Annotated in this window: 16 protein-coding genes; 7 read left to right on the plus strand and 9 right to left on the minus strand. The window is 70.1% G+C overall.

Annotated features, from left to right (window positions below):
- The first annotated feature begins 55 nt into the window (after positions 1 to 55).
- The gene (locus OG943_RS28960) at positions 56 to 583 is read left to right on the plus strand and encodes a GNAT family N-acetyltransferase (protein WP_328604087.1); all 528 of its coding nucleotides are present in this window, start codon (positions 56 to 58) and stop codon (positions 581 to 583) included.
- On the opposite strand, the gene OG943_RS28965 is transcribed toward OG943_RS28960, so the two are convergent.
- Positions 556 to 2061, minus strand: coding sequence for an FAD-dependent monooxygenase (locus OG943_RS28965; RefSeq protein WP_328604088.1), 1506 nt, complete (start codon positions 2059 to 2061; stop codon positions 556 to 558). The genes OG943_RS28960 and OG943_RS28965 overlap by 28 nt on opposite strands.
- A 68-nt stretch (positions 2062 to 2129) precedes the next feature.
- On the opposite strand from OG943_RS28965, the gene OG943_RS28970 reads away from it, so the two are divergent.
- On the plus strand, positions 2130 to 2774 hold the full coding sequence (locus OG943_RS28970; RefSeq protein WP_328604089.1) for a TetR/AcrR family transcriptional regulator C-terminal domain-containing protein: 645 nt from the start codon (positions 2130 to 2132) through the stop codon (positions 2772 to 2774).
- 2 nt (positions 2775 to 2776) lie between these two features.
- Here OG943_RS28970 and OG943_RS28975 read toward each other — a convergent pair whose 3' ends face one another.
- The 4 genes from OG943_RS28975 to OG943_RS28990 are packed head-to-tail and all read right to left on the minus strand — an operon-like array spanning position 2777 to position 6160.
- Complete coding sequence (locus tag OG943_RS28975; protein WP_328604090.1) at positions 2777 to 3679, minus strand: ABC transporter substrate-binding protein; 903 nt, start codon at positions 3677 to 3679, stop codon at positions 2777 to 2779.
- Entirely contained in the window at positions 3676 to 4380 is a 705-nt protein-coding gene (locus OG943_RS28980) for an ABC transporter permease (RefSeq protein ID WP_328604091.1), read from the minus strand. Before OG943_RS28980 ends, OG943_RS28975 begins: the two co-directional genes overlap by 4 nt.
- Positions 4377 to 5072, minus strand: coding sequence for an ABC transporter permease (locus tag OG943_RS28985; protein WP_328604092.1), 696 nt, complete (start codon positions 5070 to 5072; stop codon positions 4377 to 4379). The genes OG943_RS28980 and OG943_RS28985 overlap by 4 nt, the downstream gene beginning before the upstream one ends.
- The gene (locus OG943_RS28990) at positions 5072 to 6160 is read right to left on the minus strand and encodes an ABC transporter ATP-binding protein (protein WP_328604093.1); all 1089 of its coding nucleotides are present in this window, start codon (positions 6158 to 6160) and stop codon (positions 5072 to 5074) included. The genes OG943_RS28985 and OG943_RS28990 overlap by 1 nt, the downstream gene beginning before the upstream one ends.
- A gap of 95 nt (positions 6161 to 6255) precedes the next feature.
- On the opposite strand from OG943_RS28990, the gene OG943_RS28995 reads away from it, so the two are divergent.
- Together OG943_RS28995 and OG943_RS29000 are read left to right on the plus strand one after the other, a co-directional pair.
- Positions 6256 to 7680, plus strand: coding sequence for a bis-aminopropyl spermidine synthase family protein (locus OG943_RS28995; RefSeq protein WP_328604094.1), 1425 nt, complete (start codon positions 6256 to 6258; stop codon positions 7678 to 7680).
- A gap of 37 nt (positions 7681 to 7717) precedes the next feature.
- Positions 7718 to 9079, plus strand: coding sequence for an ATP-binding protein (locus OG943_RS29000; RefSeq protein WP_328604095.1), 1362 nt, complete (start codon positions 7718 to 7720; stop codon positions 9077 to 9079).
- A gap of 7 nt (positions 9080 to 9086) precedes the next feature.
- Here the strand turns inward: OG943_RS29000 and OG943_RS29005 are convergent, their stop codons facing one another.
- Together OG943_RS29005 and OG943_RS29010 are read right to left on the minus strand one after the other, a co-directional pair.
- Complete coding sequence (locus OG943_RS29005) at positions 9087 to 9962, minus strand: TIGR03620 family F420-dependent LLM class oxidoreductase (RefSeq protein WP_328604096.1); 876 nt, start codon at positions 9960 to 9962, stop codon at positions 9087 to 9089.
- 110 nt (positions 9963 to 10072) lie between these two features.
- Positions 10073 to 11278 carry an NAD(P)-dependent malic enzyme gene (locus OG943_RS29010; protein WP_328604097.1) on the minus strand — a complete coding sequence of 402 codons (1206 nt, stop codon included), beginning with the start codon at positions 11276 to 11278 and terminating at the stop codon, positions 10073 to 10075.
- A 473-nt stretch (positions 11279 to 11751) separates the two neighbouring features.
- On the opposite strand from OG943_RS29010, the gene OG943_RS29015 reads away from it, so the two are divergent.
- Positions 11752 to 12360, plus strand: a complete 609-nt coding sequence (locus OG943_RS29015; RefSeq protein ID WP_328604098.1) for a dTDP-4-dehydrorhamnose 3,5-epimerase family protein — start codon at positions 11752 to 11754, stop codon at positions 12358 to 12360.
- 3 nt (positions 12361 to 12363) lie between these two features.
- Here OG943_RS29015 and OG943_RS29020 read toward each other — a convergent pair whose 3' ends face one another.
- Positions 12364 to 13983 (minus strand): GMC oxidoreductase, encoded by a 1620-nt coding sequence (locus OG943_RS29020; RefSeq protein ID WP_328604099.1) that lies wholly within the window; start codon positions 13981 to 13983, stop codon positions 12364 to 12366.
- Positions 13984 to 14185: 202 nt separating this feature from the next.
- Positions 14186 to 14659: a hotdog fold domain-containing protein gene (locus OG943_RS29025; protein ID WP_328604100.1), complete on the minus strand. Its 474-nt coding sequence runs from the start codon at positions 14657 to 14659 to the stop codon at positions 14186 to 14188.
- 86 nt (positions 14660 to 14745) lie between these two features.
- Here OG943_RS29025 and OG943_RS29030 point away from each other — a divergent pair, with 86 nt between their 5' ends.
- The gene (locus tag OG943_RS29030) at positions 14746 to 15336 is read left to right on the plus strand and encodes an acid phosphatase (protein WP_328604101.1); all 591 of its coding nucleotides are present in this window, start codon (positions 14746 to 14748) and stop codon (positions 15334 to 15336) included.
- A 4-nt stretch (positions 15337 to 15340) separates the two neighbouring features.
- Complete coding sequence (locus OG943_RS29035) at positions 15341 to 15823, plus strand: GNAT family N-acetyltransferase (protein ID WP_328604102.1); 483 nt, start codon at positions 15341 to 15343, stop codon at positions 15821 to 15823.
- The last annotated feature ends 3 nt before the right edge of the window (positions 15824 to 15826 follow it).

The raw sequence follows: 15826 nt of genomic DNA on the forward strand, positions 1-15826 counted from the left end.
CCATCAGCTGGAAAACGGCTTTCGCTCCGGGCCGGCGCCAGGGAGAATTCCGGTCATGTTCATCCGCCAGGCCACCGACGCCGACACCGCGGCGATCCACGCCGTCCACACCGCCGCGTTCCGCGACCACAACCCCGCGGGCACCGTCGAGATCCCGGAAGCCCGGCTGGTCGGCGAACTACGGGCCGACGGCGACCTGATCCCGGCCCTGTCCCTCGTCGCCGAGCGAGACGGCGAGGTGATCGGCCACGCGTGCTCCAGCCGGGCCCGCGTCGCCGACGACGCCGGGGCCGCCGTCGGCTTCGGCCCGCTGGGCGTGCTCCCGGAGTTCCAGCGCAGCGGCGCCGGCTCGGCCCTCGTCCAGGCGACGCTCGGTGCGGCCAACGCTCTGGGCTTCGCCGCCGTGGTCCTCCTCGGCGACCCGAAGTACTACTCCCGCTTCGGTTTTGTCCTGGCCTCGACGCTGGACATCACGCCACCAGTGCCGGAATGGGCACCGCACTTCCAGGCCCGCACGCTCACCGCGTACACCCCGTCGATCCACGGCCCGTTCCGCTATTCCCCGGCGTTCGACCGGCTCTGAACGGCGTCCCCGCTCAGCTCGGGGCCGAACCAGGTGGTCAACGCGGTGCGCAGTTCGACGGCGGCTTCGGGGAGCCACGCGACGTAACCGTCGGGGCGGACCAGCAGCGCCGCGGAGGCCGGGACCTCGCCGACCGCGGGAATCGCCCAGCGGTCAGTGGGGAGGACGGCTTCGATGTGGTCGACGCGATCGGTCCAGCCTTCGAGCGCGGAGCCGAGACGGGCGTCGAAGTCGAGCAGGATCGGCCGGCCGCGGTGCAGGAGTTCGTAGAGGCGCACGGTGCCGTCGGCGGTTTTCAGGTCGAGGTCGGGCACGCGCCGGCCGAGGAGCGGGTGCTCGTCGCCGATCGGGTATTCCAGGTCCAGAGCGGAAAGCATGGTGCCGACGGTGCTGTTGCCGGCCTCGGTCCCGATCAGCGCGGCGACGGTTTCGCGCAGGGCCTCCACATGCGGGCCGGGGCGGCCGAGGAGGGTTTGCGCGCGGGTGTTCCGCAGTACGCGGTCGGCGACCGGGCGGCGTTCCGTTTCGTAGCTGTCCAGCAGGGTTTCCGGCGCGCGGCCGTCGACGACCAGCGCGAGTTTCCAGCCGAGGTTGACCGCGTCCTGCATACCGGTGTTCATCCCCTGCCCGCCGGCCGGGGAATGGATGTGCGCGGCGTCCCCGGCGAGCAGGACCCGGCCGCTCCGGTACCGGTCGGCGAGCCGGGCGGCGTCGCCGAAGTGGGAGATCCAGCGCGGGCTGTGCATGCCGAAGTCGGTGCCGGCGATGCGGACCATGGCCGCCCGCAGGTCTTCGAAGCCGACCTCGGCCTGCCGGTCCAGGACCCGGTCGTAGTCCGAAACGATCACCCGGTACCAGCCGGGCTCGAAGCCGAGCACCGAGAAATTACCCAGCTCGGCGCGCTTCTGGACAAAGGGCTCAGTCGGCGGCTCGGTCAGTTCGACGTCGCCGAGCAGGGAAGTCATCGTCGCCGCGGTACCGGCGAAGCCGACGCCGGCGAGCTTGCGCACCACGCTGCGGCCACCGTCGCAGCCGACCAGGTAGTCGGCGCGAATCTGCTGCGAGCCGTTGATCTGCACGGTGACGCCGTCGTCATCCTGCTCGAAGCCGGTGATCTCGGACGACCACCGCACCCGCCCGCCCAGCTCGACCAAACGCGCTTCGAGCAGCCGCTCGACCTTCGACTGGAGCAGCGTCAGCGTGTACGGGAACCGCGTGTCGAACCGGCTGAAGTTCAACCCGATCCCGGAGAAGTGCCCGGCCTGGATCGGGCGGCCCTGGGCTTGGAACGGCGCGAGCATTCCGCGCTGGTCAAGCACTTCGAGGGTGCGCGGGTGCATGCCCCCGGCCCGCGATTCGTCGCCGCGCCCGGCCAGCCGGTCGACCACCTGCACGTCGACCCCGGCCAGCCGGAGCTCGCAGGCCAGCATCAGTCCGGTCGGGCCGCCGCCGGCGATCAGCACGCTCGTGGTTTCCATCGAAACTCTCCTTAACGTTGTTCATTGAACGATGTTAAGGATGACCCTAACGATGTTAAGCTGTCAAGGTGAAGCTCAACCGCGAAGTGATCGCCAAGACCGCCCTCGGCCTGCTCAACGACGTCGGCCTCGACGGGCTGACCATGCGCCTGCTCGCCAAGGAGCTCGGCGTCCAGGCGGCGGCGCTGTACTGGCACCTGAAGAACAAGCAGCAGCTGCTCGACGCGATGGCGGCGATCATGTTCAACGAGCTCAGCGACGGGCTGGAAGCGCCGAGGAAGGGCGAGGACTGGGCGGACTGGGTCGGCGAACGGGTCCGCGCCATTCGCCGGATGATGCTGAAGTACCGGGACGGCGCCCGGGTGTTCGCCGGCACCTACATCGCCGAATCCGAGCTGCCACGGTCCCTCGAGCTGACGCTGGCGACCATGGTCGACGCCGGATTCTCAGCCCGCGACGCGGCGCGTGGCTTCCCCGTGCTCTACCACTACGCGGTCGGCTTCACCATCGAGGAGCAGGCACGCAGCGGCGCCGACTACGCCGGCGACAACCCGTACCATGCCAACGAGCTGGCGGAAAACGTTGACGCAGAACGGTTTCCCCTCACCGCGCAGGCGGCAGGCGACCTGTTCGACGCCCGTACCGACGACGGGTTCGAGGACGGGCTGCAGGTGATCATCGCCGGGCTCCGGGCCCGCTACCTGCGCACCTGAGCTCAGCCGGGCGTGGCCGCCTTCAGGTTGTTGCGGGCCAGGAAGTCTTCCGCGATGTCGAGCGGATTGCGTTTCTCGTCGGTGAACTGGACGTTCAGCTCGGTCAGCTGATCGGTCGTCAGCACGGCCGAGACGCGGTTCAACGCGGCCACCTCGCTCGGGGACAGCGTGCCCTTCGCGATGAGCGGCACGATGTTCTGCGCCGGGAACATGTGCTTGTCGTCGTCGAGCGGGACGAAGCCGTTGGACTTGATGGTGGACGAGGTGCTGAACAGGTCCGCCACCTGGACCTCCCCCGACTTCAGCGCGGCCACCGTGACCGGGCCGCCGGTGTCGGTCGTGCGGATCTCCTTGAACGTGCACCCGTAGAGCTGCTTGATCCGGTCCTTCCAGCGGCTGCTCCACTGGCCCGGCCCGCCCATCACCAGGTCCTGGCAGCGCGAGCCCAGCTCGGAGAACGTCTTCACGCCCGAGTCGGCCAGCTGCTTGCCCACCACGAGCAGGTCCTTGTCCTCCGCGGGCGCCTGGTCCAGCACCTCGAACCCGGCGGGCAGCTTCTGCTTCAGCTGCGCGTAGACGTCCTCCGACGTCGTCGCCTGCGTGTCCTTGTCGAAGTACCGCAACAGGTTCCCGCTGTAGTCCGGCACCAGCGAGAGCGATTTGTCCTGCAGCGCCTTGACCACGACCTCGCGGCTGCCGACCGGCGGGCGCACGGTGACGTTCTCCGCGCCCGCGTTGCGCAGCGCACCCGCGTAGATCTGGGCGAGCAGCAGGCTTTCCCCGACATCGGACGCGCCGATGATGATGTTGCCGCTGTCGCCGCCCTCACCGCCGCCGGCCAGCGGGTTGCCACAACCCGCTGCCAGCAGGGCGACGGCGGCCGCGAGCACTGCGAAACGCTTCACGCCACACCTCCGGCGGCCGCGGCCCGGCCGGACGTCGCCTGCGCGGCGAGCCGGACCCCCTTCGGGACCAGCGCCCGCTGGACCGCGGAGAGGACGAGGTCGAACACGATGGCCAGCAACGCGGTCAGGATCGCGCCGGCGACCACCTCGGTGTAGTCGAGGATCGCCAGCCCGTCGAGCAGGAACCGGCCAAGACCGCCGAGCCCGACGTACGCGGCGACGGCGGCCGTCGCGATCAACTGCATCACGGCGTTGCGGATCCCGCCCAGCACCAGCGGCAGGGCGATCGGCAGCTCGACCTGCCACAGCTGCTGCCAGCCGGTCATGCCGATGCCCTCCGCGGCGTCGACCACGTCGTGCTCGGCCGCCAGCAGCCCAGCGTACGTGCCGGCGAGGATCGGCGGGATCGCCAGCACCACCAGCCCGATCACCGCCGCCAGCTTGCTGTCGGTGAACAGCAGGAACAGGAAGGTCACCAGGCCCAGCGTCGGCAGCGCGCGGATCGCGTTGCCCGCGCCGACGAGGACGACGGAGCCGCGGCCGGTGTGCCCCACGTACAGGCCCAGCGGCACGGCGATGACCAGCGCGATCACCAGCGCCAGCAGCACGTAGCCGATGTGCGCGAGAAGCTGGGCGCCGATGCCGTCCGGGCCCTGCCAGTTCGCGGCGGTGGTGAACCAGCCGAAGACGTCGCCGATCATCCGGCCGTCACCTCCACGGCGGGCGCCTTGCCCGCGCGTTCCCAGGGTGTGAGGAGATTTCGCAGCAGCACCAGCAGAACGTCGACGACCAGCGCCAGCAGCAGCGTCAGCACGATGCCCACCACGATCGGCGAGAAGTACGTGCGCTGGAAGCCGTCGGTGAACAGCACGCCGAGGCCGCCGGTGCCGATCAGCGCGCCGACGCTGACCAGGCTGATGTTGCTCACCGACGCCACCCGCACCCCGGCGGCCAGCACCGGCACGGAAAGCGGCAGCTCGACGCCGAGGAACCGGCGCGGCGCGCGGTAGCCGATCGCCGTGGCGGCCGCGATGATGTGCGGCGGCACCGCGTCCAGCGCGTCAAGGACCGGGCGCACCAGCAGCGCCGTGGTGTAGATGGTCAGCGCGACGATGACGTTGATGCTGTCCAGGATCTTCGAGCCGATGATGCCCGGGATCACCACGAACAGCGCGAGCGACGGGATCGTGTACAGCAGGTTCGACAGCACCAGCAGCACGCTGCGCACCGGCTGCCACTGGTGCCCGACCCAGCCGAGCAGGATGGCCAGCACGATGCCGATCACCAGCGGCACCAGCGCGAGGTAGATGTGCTCGCCGAGGTCGCCGAGGATCTCGCCGCGGTTGTTGGCGCTGGCCAGGTACCGGCCCAGCTCGCCGAAGAAGCCGCCCATCAGGACGCCTGCGGGGTGGCCTCGATTATTTCCAGGACCTGGCGCGCCACGACCGTGCCGACCACGCGGTGCTCGTCGTCGACGACCACGCCGAGGCTGGCCGGCGACGAAAGCGCGGCGTCCAGCGCGCCGCGGATGGGCGTGCCCCGCACGTACAGCGAGCCGCCGGCGACTAGGTCGTCCTCGGTCAGCGCACCGTCCACAGTGGAGTTCGGTGGCAGCCAGCCCCGTGGCTGCTTGTCGGCGTTCACCACGAGCTGCCAGCCGGTGCTCGGCCCGGTGAACTCGCCGCCCAGCTCGACCAGCGCGACGTCGGAGACCTCGACCCCGTTGGCGGAGAGGAAGGACAGCCCGCGGTAGCCGCGGTCCTTGCCGACGAACGAGGCGACGAAGTCGTCCACCGGGTGCCGCAGCACGTCCGACGGGGTGCCGTACTGCGCGAGCTTGCCGCCGACGCGCATCACCGCCACCTTGTCGCCCAGCCGCACGGCCTCGTCGATGTCGTGGGTGACGAACACGATCGTCTTGCCCAGCTGCGACTGCAGCCGCAGCAGCTCGTCCTGCAGCCCCTCGCGGACGATCGGGTCGACCGCGGAGAACGGCTCGTCCATCAGCAGCACCGGCGAGTCCGCCGCGAGCGCCCTGGCGACGCCGACGCGCTGCTGCTGGCCGCCCGACAGCTGCGCCGGGTACCGCTTGCCCAGCTCGGTCGGCAGGCCGACGGTCTCCAGCAGCTCGCCCGCGCGGGCGCGGGCCTTGCGCTTGTCCCAGCCGGACAGCAGCGGGACGGTGGCGATGTTGTCCAGCACCGTCCGGTGTGGAAAGAGGCCGGCGTGCTGGATGACGTAGCCGATGCCGCGGCGCAGCAGCGCGGGATCGCCGTCGGCGACGTCCTTGCCGTCGAGCAGCACGGCGCCGGACGTCGGCTCCACCATGCGGTTGATCATCCGCAGTGACGTGGTCTTGCCGCAGCCGGACGGGCCGACGAACACCGTGATGGTGCCGTCCTCGACCGTCAGGGAGAGGCCGTCGACGGCCACCGTGCCATCCGGATACCGTTTGGTCACGTCACGGAATTCGATTGTCACAGACTTCTCCCCACGTCAGATGCAGGAACGACGGTAGCCCACTCGACGGCCCTTGGCAGCCTGTCCCGAAGGCTGGCCGGTTAGGCTCGGCCACCGTGAGCGCTCTCGATGACGTCCTCGCCGCGCACGGTGTCGGCGTCCGCCCGCTGTACCAGGTTATCGACCTGCTGCGCACGGGTCCCCACGAGCTGGCCGACCTGGTGCGGCTCAGTGCCGCGCCCCGGCGCAGCGTGGAGGACCTGCTGGCGGCGATGGCGGCCGACTTGGAGCGTTCCGGCGCCGGTGTCCGGATCGCACCGTCCGCGCTGGCGGCGTACGCGAAATATGTGCTGCCGCGCCACCCCGACCCGCTCGACGACGCCGTGGCCGCGCACGGCGAGCTGCTCACGGAGCTGACCGCGCGGATCGCCGCCGTGCCCGCGCCGCTGGCCGCGCTGGACCACGTGCAGGCGACGCCGGAGACGGTGCTGCGCCGGGCGTTGTGGCTGAACGCGCGGTACGACCTGCGCCGCTCGCGCCTGCTGTTCCTCGGCGACCACGACCTGACGTCGCTCGCCGTCCGGGCGCTGTGTCCCGAGGCCGATCTGTCCGTGGTGGACCTCGACGAGCGGGTTCTGTCCTACTTGGACGAGACGAGCGACCGGACCATCACCACCGCGCACACCGACCTGCGCGTGGGCCTGCCGCCCGCCCTGACCGGGCACGCGGACCTGGTGTTCAGCGACCCGCCGTACACGCCGGAGGGCATGGGCCTGTTCGCCGCGCGCGCGGTGCAGGCGCTGCGCGAGCCGAGCGAGGGCAGGATCCTGCTCGCCTACGGCTACAGCCCGCGGCACCCGGCGCTGGGCGCGCAGGTGCAGCGTTCGCTGGCGATGCTGGGGCTCACGTTCGAGGCGATCCTGCCGGACTTCAACCGCTACTTCGGCGCGCAGGCCATCGGCAGCGCGGCCGACCTGTACGTCTGCCAGCCGACGGCGAAGGCCAAGAAATCCCGCGTAGGCAAGGGAAAACCGGCGATCTACACCCACGGCCCGCAGTCTGTGGAGTCGGCTGGAACGAAGCCCGCGCTCCTGTCGGCCCTGCACGAGATCGCCGCGGCCGGCGGCCTGGCCCTGGAAACCCGCCCCGTCGGCTGGTCCACGTCCGGCCCCGAGGGCGACGCGGTCGCCATGGACCTGTCCGCGGACCCCGGCCCGTGGCTGCTGCGCACCCTGCTCGGCACCAACGCCCGCCGGCTGGCCCTGCTGGTCCCGAACAACCACCCGGACCTGGCCGACGCGGTGTCGCAGGCGGCACTGTCCGGCCTGATCGGCCCGAAGTACCGCCTGCGCTTCCTGCGCAGCACCCCCGACAACCGGCACGCCGTCGTGGTCGCCGACCTGGCCGACAACCCGGACGAGGTGCTGTCCCGCGCCCACGCCCGCCTGGCGAACGTCTCCCTCACCGTCCCGCCCGGCCTGGCGGACCTCCGCCTGGTCGACGTCCCCCGGCACCGGCTCCCGGAACTGCTCGGCTCCTGAAAACCGCGGCCGGATTGCAGGCAACCCGGCGGCCAGATTGCAGGCAACCGAGCGGCTAGATTGCGGACACCCCAGCGGCCAGATTGCAGGCAACCCAGCGGCCAGATTGCATCACAGGCGCTTAAGCAGGCATAATGCAGGCATGTCGACGCCCCATTCGAACCCGCTTCTCACTCGGCGGGCTCAAGCGATCGTCTCAGCGGCGATGGCCGACACTCGGGTGATCTTGGTCAACGGCGCCCGCCAGGCGGGCAAGAGCACGCTGGCCGGGTTGATCGCCGGCCACTCCTCGGTCGAAGTGCGGAATCTCGACCGGCCGCAGGACCTCCAGGCGGCACAGACCGACCCCAGTGGCTTCGTCGATTTCGACCATCTCATGGTGATCGATGAGATCCAGCGCGCGCCGGAGCTGTTCCTGGCGATCAAGGCGACCGTCGACGCCGATCCCCGGCCCGGAAGGTTCCTGCTCACCGGCTCCTCGCAGGTGCTCGCGCTCCGCGGGCTGCCGGACACCCTGCCGGGCCGCAGCGAGACCGTCGAACTCTGGCCGCTCTCGCAGGGCGAGATCGACGGCACGGCCGATGCGTTCGTCGACGCGGCGTTCGCACTCGGTCCCGATCTTCACCACCACTCGGCCATCGCACGGTCCGAGTACGCGGAACGCGCCGTCCGTGGCGGCTTTCCCGAAGCAGTGCACCGGACGGATCCCCGCCGTCGCGCGCGCTTCTTCGAGTCCTATTTGGCCGATCTGATCAACCGGGACATCCGGCAGCTGGGCGAGATCGAACGTCTCGCCCAGCTACGGGCCATGCTCAGACTGATCGCCGCGCGCAACGCGGGGCTGCTGGTACCAGCCTCGCTCAGCAACGACGTCGGCCTCAACTACCACACCGTTCAGCGCTATCTCGGCCTGCTGGAAGAGATCTTCCTGATCAAGCGGATCCCAGCGTGGTCGCGCAACATCAGCGCGCGAGCCGTCGACAACCCGAAAGTCGCCTTCGTGGACACGGGAATCGTGGCGAACCTGCTGCAGGCCGACCCGCAGTCACTCCTTCGTCCCGGCGGCGAGTTCGGCCCGCTGCTCGAAGGATTCGTGACGATGGAGCTGGCCCGGCAGCTGACCTGGTCCGACACGCGCGCCGAGCTGTACCACTACCGCACCAAGGACAAGGTGGAAGTCGATGTGGTGCTCGAAAACGCGCGTGGCCACGTGATCGCTATCGAGGTGAAGGCGGCGACGACGGTGACCGCGAAGGACTTCCGCGGCCTCCGCCATCTGGAGGAGCGACTCGGTGAGGACTTCCTCGCCGGATACGTGCTCCACACCGGGCCGGAAACCCTGCCGTTCGGCCCGAAACTGCGCGCGGTGCCGATCAGCGCGCTGTGGCAGGTCTCCTGACCCCGCGTCAGAACAGCGCCGCAGCCAGTTCCCGGTAAACAGAAACCACCTCGTCGTCGTAAACCTGGAGTTCGACGTCCGGCAGGTCGGGGTGTGCGGCGTGCCGGGTGGTGATGACCTGGATCGCCACGTGGTCGGCGCCGGCGGTTTTGTGTTCGGCGAGCCAGCGGGCGATCGTGGGGGCGTCGCCGTGGGCGACGAGGGCGTCGATCAGGCGGTCGCTGCCGTCGCCGGACAGGTCGTCGTCGGTGAAGCCCAGGCGGCGGAGGTTGTTCGTGTAGTTCGTCAGGCCCAGGTACGGGTGCTTGATCCGCGGCCGGCCCGTCGCGCGCGCCCGCTCCGGGTCGGTGTCCAGCACGACCTTCTGCTCAGGCGCCAGCACCGAGCCGGGTCCCAGCGCGGTGCGCGCGAGCCGGGTGTGCTCCGGCGTCACGAGGTACGGCAACGCGCCGCCCGAGCGTGCGGCCGTCAGCTCCAGCATCTTCGGTCCCAGCGCGGCGATCGCCCGCCCCCCGACGGGCACGCCGCCCGTGTCCAGGACGTCGAGGTACTGCTTCAGCGCCGCCAGCGGCTTCGTGAACTCCGACGTCTGCTCGGGGTGGCCCACCCCGATACCGAGCCAGAACCGGCCCGGGAACCGCTGGGTGATCCGCTGGTACGCGGCCGCGGCGACGGCCGGGTCGCCCTGCCAGATGTTGAGGATGCTGCTGCCGACCACCAGTGAGGACGTCGCCTCGAGGAGTTCGCCGATGCCCGCGAGGTCGACCGGCGGGCCCGCTGCCCACAGGGTGGTGAAGCCGAGAGCCTCGATCTCCACAGCCATGGCCGGGGTGGTCAACGCCGCGGGCTGCCAGATGCCGTACGCGCCGAGTTCAATGGTCATACCGGCCAGCGTGGAGAAGCAGGAATGGACCCGCAAGTCCAGAAATGCGGCAGGGGCCTCCCGCCCGGGCGAACCGGGTGAAAGGCCCCTGCACAACGATCCTCAGGAAATCAGGCAGTGACGCCGTCCGCCTCCGCGGCCTTGGCCACGGCCGCCGCCACCTCGGGTGCGACCCGCGGGTCGAGCGGGCTCGGCACGATCCGGTCCGGGCCGAGGTCGTCCGACGCGACGGCCACGATCGCGTCGGCGGCCGCCAGCTTCATGTTCTCCGTGATCGCCCGCGCGCCGGCGTCCAGCGCCCCGCGGAACACCCCGGGGAACGCCAGCACGTTGTTGATCTGGTTGGGGAAGTCACTGCGCCCGGTGGCGACGATGGCCGCGTACCGCGCGGCGTCGTCCGGGTGCACCTCCGGGTCCGGATTGGACAGTGCGAACACGATCGGGTCAGCCGCCATGGTGGCCAGCAGCTCCGGGTCGATGGTCGCGCAGGACAGGCCGAGGAACACGTCAGCCCCGCGCAGCGCCTCGGCGATGCCGCCGCGCAGCCCGGCCTTGTTCGTGGTCTCCGCCAGCTGCGCCTTGATCGGGTTCAGCCCATCGCGGCCGGAGTGGATGATGCCGCGCGAGTCGAGCACCGTGACGTCGGCGACGCCGGCCGCCTGCAGGATCCGCGCGCAGGCCACACCCGCCGCGCCCGCACCCGAGATGACCACCCGCTCGCTCGAGATGGCGCGGTCCAGCACCAGGTTCGCCCCGCGCAGCGCCGCGAGCGTGACGATCGCGGTGCCGTGCTGGTCGTCGTGCATGACCGGGCAGTCGAGCGCTTCCTTGAGCTTGTCCTCGAGCTCGAAGCAGCGCGGCGCCGAGACGTCCTCGAGGTTCACCGCGCCGAACGACGGGCGCAGCCGCACCAGCGTCTCGACGATCTCGTCGACGTCGGTGGTGTCGAGCACCAGCGGGATCGAGTCGAGGCCGCCGAACGTCTTGAACAGGACCGACTTGCCCTCCATCACCGGCAGCGAGGCGCTCGCGCCGATGTCGCCGAGCCCGAGGACGGCGGTGCCGTCGCTCACGACCACCACCAGCCGGTCGGCCCAGGTGTACCGCTTGGCCTTGGTCGCGTCCTCGGCGATCGCCAGGCTGACCTTCGCCACGCCGGGCGTGTACGCGATCGAGAGGTCACGCGGGTCGGTGATCGGCCGCGTGGCCGCCACGGCGAGCTTGCCGCCCTCGTGCCCGGCGAAGATCTCGGCGTCGGTCACCGGCGGCGCGGCGTCCGGCTTGGTGTCCGACGACGTGCCGGCCTGGTCGCTCATCGAGGTTCCTGTCGTCGCTTCCGGCATTCGCCCTGAGGGAACGACGGAACTCGCGGGATGGGTCTGGGTCACTGGAATACTCCTGGGACTGCGAGCGGGGGACCACCGGTGGCGGGCGAAGGCACACCCGGTACCGGTGGAACTTGTCCTCCGTACGGCAGCCCAGCGCGGTAGCGCCGGCCTGTCGGCGAGGCGTCACAGCGGCCATCCAAGTCCGTGGGGTGTGGTGATGGCCGCGGACGCTGCGGTCCGTCAACTATGACAGGCACCCCGGGCCGGGTGACCCCTCGGTGCGGTTCATGTCACAGATTCAGCGCTTTTCCGCGGGAAAACCCCTATTCCCAAGACGTCCGTCCGGTTTCGTAAGCGATCATCCGCACAACGGAACCGATTCAGTGGTTCTTCCGATGACACCTCGCAGCGACGCCACCCGCCCGGCATTCACCCCATCCGCCACTCGATATGGTGATCCCATGCAATTCCGCTCGCTGAAGGTTCACGACGCCTACGCGTACACCCCGCGCGCGTTTCCCGACGAGCGCGGCCTGTTCGTGGCCCCGCTCCAGGAGGAGGCCGTGCTGAACACCGCGGGGCACCCGATGCGCGTGGCCCAGACGAACCACAGCGTGTCGAAGCGGGGCACCATCCGCGGCGTGCACTTCGCCGACACCCCGCCCGGACAGGCGAAGTACATCTACTGCCCGGCGGGCTCGCTGCTCGACGTGGTCGTGGACCTGCGCACCGGCTCACCGACGTACGGCCAGTGGGACTCCGTGGTGCTCGACGCGGTGGACTTCCGCGCGATGTACGTCGCCGAGGGGCTCGGGCACGCGTTCATGGCGCTCGAGGACAACACGGCGATGGCCTACCTGTGCTCGGAGCCGTACAACCCCTCGGGCGAGCACGGGATCAGCCCGCTCGACCCGGCGCTCGGCCTGCCGTGGCCCGCGGACATCACGCCCATCGTGTCCGAAAAGGACCGCAACGCCCCGACGCTGGCCGAGGCCGAGGCGCAGGGCGTCCTGCCGTCGTACGAGGACTGCACGGCCTACTACGAGAAGCTGCGCTCCGCCCACCGCTGAGCCTCAGCGAACGACGTCCTCCGCCAGCACGCGCTCGATGTTGCGCTCGGCCAGCGCGGTGATCGTCACGAACGGGTTCACGCCGGTGCTGCCCGGGATCAGCGAGCCGTCGGTCACGTACAGGTTCTGGTAGCCCTTCACCCGGCCGTAGTCGTCGGTCGCCTGGCCCAGCACGAGGCCGCCGAGCGGGTGGTAGGTGAAGCGGTTCTCGAACGGCCGGGTGTCGCCGAAGAGGTCGTAGCGGTAGATCGTCGCGTTCGCCGAGTTGATCTTGTCGAAGAGCGACTTCGCGGCGTCGATCGAGGGCTGGCCCTGCGCGGACGTCCACTGCAGCTTCGCCGAGTCCGTCACCGGGTCGTAGGTGAAGTGCCCGCGTTCCGGGTTCTTCGTGATCGCGAGGTACAGGCTGACCCACGTCTCCAGCCCGGCCGGCACCGGCGCGATCTCCGCGAAGACCGGGTGCACCGGGTCGTTCCAGTTGTCGATGCCGAGCGACGGCATGCCGGACTGCAGGCTGCCGGTGGTGTCCCAGATGTGGTTGGCCCGCCCCAGCATCACGTTGCCGTTGGTGCCCCAGCCCTGTCCGACCTCCTCGGCCAGCGCGGGCAGCCGGCCGGTCTCGCGGGCGCGCAGCAGCAGTTCCGTCGAGCCGAGGCTGCCGGCGCCGAGGAACAGGTACTTCGTGCTGATGTGCTTGGTGGACAGCACATTGCCGAGCACGTCGATCTCGCGCACGGCCAGCGTGTACGTGCCGTCGGGCTGGTGGATGATCTCGCGCACCTCGTGCATCGTCTGGATCGTGACGTGCCCGGTGCCGAGCGCGGCGGCGAGGTAGGTCTTGTCGAGCGAGCGCTTGCCGTAGTTGTTGCCGTAGATCACCTCGGACGCGAGCGCGGACCGCGGGACCGTGCCCGCTTCCTCCTGCTTCATGTAGTCGAAGTCGTACACGCTGGGCACGAACGTGGTGCTGAAACCGGCCTTCTGCGCGGCTTTCCGCGAGACGCGCGCGAACTGGTACGACTTGCAGGTCTCGAACCACTGCGGGTCGATCTGGTTCATCCCGAGCCCGGTGTTGGCGCGCGGGAAGTACTTGCCGTACATCTCGTCCGCGTCGACGCGCGGCAGGATCTCCTCGAAGTACGAGCGCTTCGGCGTCACGGCCATGGCGCCGTTCACCAGCGAACCGCCGCCGACGCCGCGGCCGAGGTAGACCGACATGTCACCGAAGTTCACGCGGTCGAGCACCCCGGCGTACGGCTTGATGTCGTGGTTGGCGACGTCGAGCCAGAGGAACGACGCGAGCGGCGCCTGCGTGCGGTTCTTGAACCACATCGAGCGCTGGTCGGGGTTGAGCATCTGGCAGAAGACCTTGCCGTCCGGGCCGGGCTCGTTCCACAGCTGCCCCATCTCGAGCATCAGCGTGGAAACGCCGGCCTCGCCGAGCCGCAACGCCGTGGCGGCGGCCCCGTACCCGGTCCCGATCACGATCGCGGGTGCGTAATCCGGGAGCGGGGCCACGGTCGCGCCCCGCGCGGTGGCCGCGGAGATGCTGGTCAGACCGAAGGCCGCGGCGGTGTTCAGCGCGGCGAGGCCGAGGAATCGGCGGCGCGTCAGGGCTGGCATGCCCTGCATCGTGTCGCCGAGTCCGAGCCCTGAAAAGCCCGAACTGAAGACTATTCGCTTTTGCCCAGTAAACGGTGTTAAGTTCCACCCATTCGGGTCAATTTCCGAGTCGCCCGACAACCGGCGAATACGCGCGGCGCCTCCGCCGAACGGCGGCATCCGTTGCCACGCAAGGAATGCAAGATCGGCAGAACGAACCGCCTTAACGCTTCTTGGGCGTCACCCAGATCGTGATCGTGGCCGTCACCACGGTCCGGCCGCGCGCGTCGATGATCGTCACCGGCACGGGCAGGTCGAAGCCGTCTTCGCCGAACTCCGGGAGCTGCGGCAGTTCGGCGATGGCGCGCAGGCCGGTCTCCGCCTTGGCCAGGTACTCGACGCTCATCCCCTTCGGCAGCCAGCGGTGCGAAGGCGGCACGGTGGCCTCCGCGAGCATGCCCATCGCGATCTCCGCGAGGTTGCAGGCGGCGATCGCGTGGAAGGTGTGAATGTGGTTGTGGACACCCCACCACTTCGGCGCGGTCACCGAACAGTGGCCGGGACGCAGCTCCCGGACGGACGGCAGCACCGTCCCGAAGTAGGGCACGCGGAGGCACATCGCGGCGGAAAACAGCTGCTTACCGCCGGGTTTGGCGACCAGCCGGCGCCACAGCGCGTACGTCGGGCTCGAGCCCATCAAGACCTCCCGGTTAAGCTACTCACGAGTAGGTAAGCACATCGGACAGTCAGCCCGCAAACAGGACCCGGGCTATATTCGGCCACGTGGCACATCGGCTCTTCCTTCTCCGCCACGGCCAGACCGAATGGTCGGCCGACGGGCGGCACACCGGACGCACGGACATCCCGCTCACCGCGGCGGGCGAGGAACAGGCGCGCGCGGCGGGCGGCACCCTGCGCACGCTGCTGGGCGGGGCGCAACTCGTCCTGTCCAGCCCCCGCGACCGCGCGAAGCGGACGGCCGAGCTCGCCGGCCTGCGCGTCGACGAGTTCACCGAAGACCTGGCCGAGTGGGATTACGGCGACTACGAGGGCATCACCACGCCACAGATCCGCGAGACCGATCCCGGCTGGACCGTCTGGACTCACGCGAGCCCCGGCGGCGAGAACGCCGAAGAGGTGGGCGCGCGGGCCGACAAGGTCCTCGACCGCGCCCGCCGCGAGGTCGAGAACGGCGACGTCGTGCTGGTCGGGCACGGGCACTTCAGCCGCGTGCTGGTGGCGCGCTGGGTCGGCCTGCCCGCGCCGTCGGGTGTCCACTTCGGACTCGACCCGGCCGGCATCGCGGTGCTCGGCGACGAGCGCGGCGAGCCGCAGGTCGAGCACCTGAACCTGCTGCCGGCACTGGAGGGCTGACGCCGTGGCCGACCCCCGCCTCCGCCGGATCCGGCCCGAGGACGTCGACGCCGTCGTGGAGCTGGTCTACGCGCTGGCCGAGTACGAGCGCGAGCCCGACGCGTGCCACCTCACCGCCGCGCAGCTGCACGCCGCGCTGTTCGGCGAGGCGCCCGCGCTGTTCGGGCACGTCGCCGAAGTGGACGGCGCCGTCGCCGGCTTCACGCTGTGGTTCCTGAACTTCTCGACCTGGCGCGGCACCCACGGCATCTACCTGGAGGACCTGTACGTCCGCGAGGAGTTGCGCGGGTCCGGGCTGGGCAAGGCGCTGCTCGCGGCGCTGGCCGCCGAGTGCGTCGAGCACGGCTACGAGCGGCTGGAGTGGTCGGTGCTGAACTGGAACCCGGCGGTCGGGTTCTACAAGGCACTGGGCGCGTCGCCGCAGGACGAGTGGACCGTCTACCGGCTGGCCGACGACCCGCTGCGGGCACTCGCCGACGACGCCTGAGCG

Origin of the sequence: Amycolatopsis sp. NBC_00345 (assembly GCF_036116635.1) — a bacterium.
Classification (GTDB): Bacteria; Actinomycetota; Actinomycetes; order Mycobacteriales; family Pseudonocardiaceae; genus Amycolatopsis.

Bases quoted from the DNA above. Each gene is read 5' to 3' on its own strand.
- OG943_RS29025 (WP_328604100.1), bottom strand. From the start codon at position 14,659: ATGGGCTCGAGCCCGACGTACGCGCTGTGGCGCCGGCTGGTCGCCAAA.
- OG943_RS28965 (WP_328604088.1), bottom strand. From the start codon at position 2,061: ATGGAAACCACGAGCGTGCTGATCGCCGGCGGCGGCCCGACCGGACTG.
- OG943_RS28980 (WP_328604091.1), bottom strand. From the start codon at position 4,380: ATGATCGGCGACGTCTTCGGCTGGTTCACCACCGCCGCGAACTGGCAG.
- OG943_RS29015 (WP_328604098.1), top strand. From the start codon at position 11,752: ATGCAATTCCGCTCGCTGAAGGTTCACGACGCCTACGCGTACACCCCG.
- OG943_RS29020 (WP_328604099.1), bottom strand. From the start codon at position 13,983: ATGCCAGCCCTGACGCGCCGCCGATTCCTCGGCCTCGCCGCGCTGAAC.
- OG943_RS29010 (WP_328604097.1), bottom strand. From the start codon at position 11,278: ATGAGCGACCAGGCCGGCACGTCGTCGGACACCAAGCCGGACGCCGCG.
- OG943_RS28985 (WP_328604092.1), bottom strand. From the start codon at position 5,072: ATGGGCGGCTTCTTCGGCGAGCTGGGCCGGTACCTGGCCAGCGCCAAC.
- OG943_RS28960 (WP_328604087.1), top strand. From the start codon at position 56: ATGTTCATCCGCCAGGCCACCGACGCCGACACCGCGGCGATCCACGCC.
- OG943_RS29005 (WP_328604096.1), bottom strand. From the start codon at position 9,962: ATGACCATTGAACTCGGCGCGTACGGCATCTGGCAGCCCGCGGCGTTG.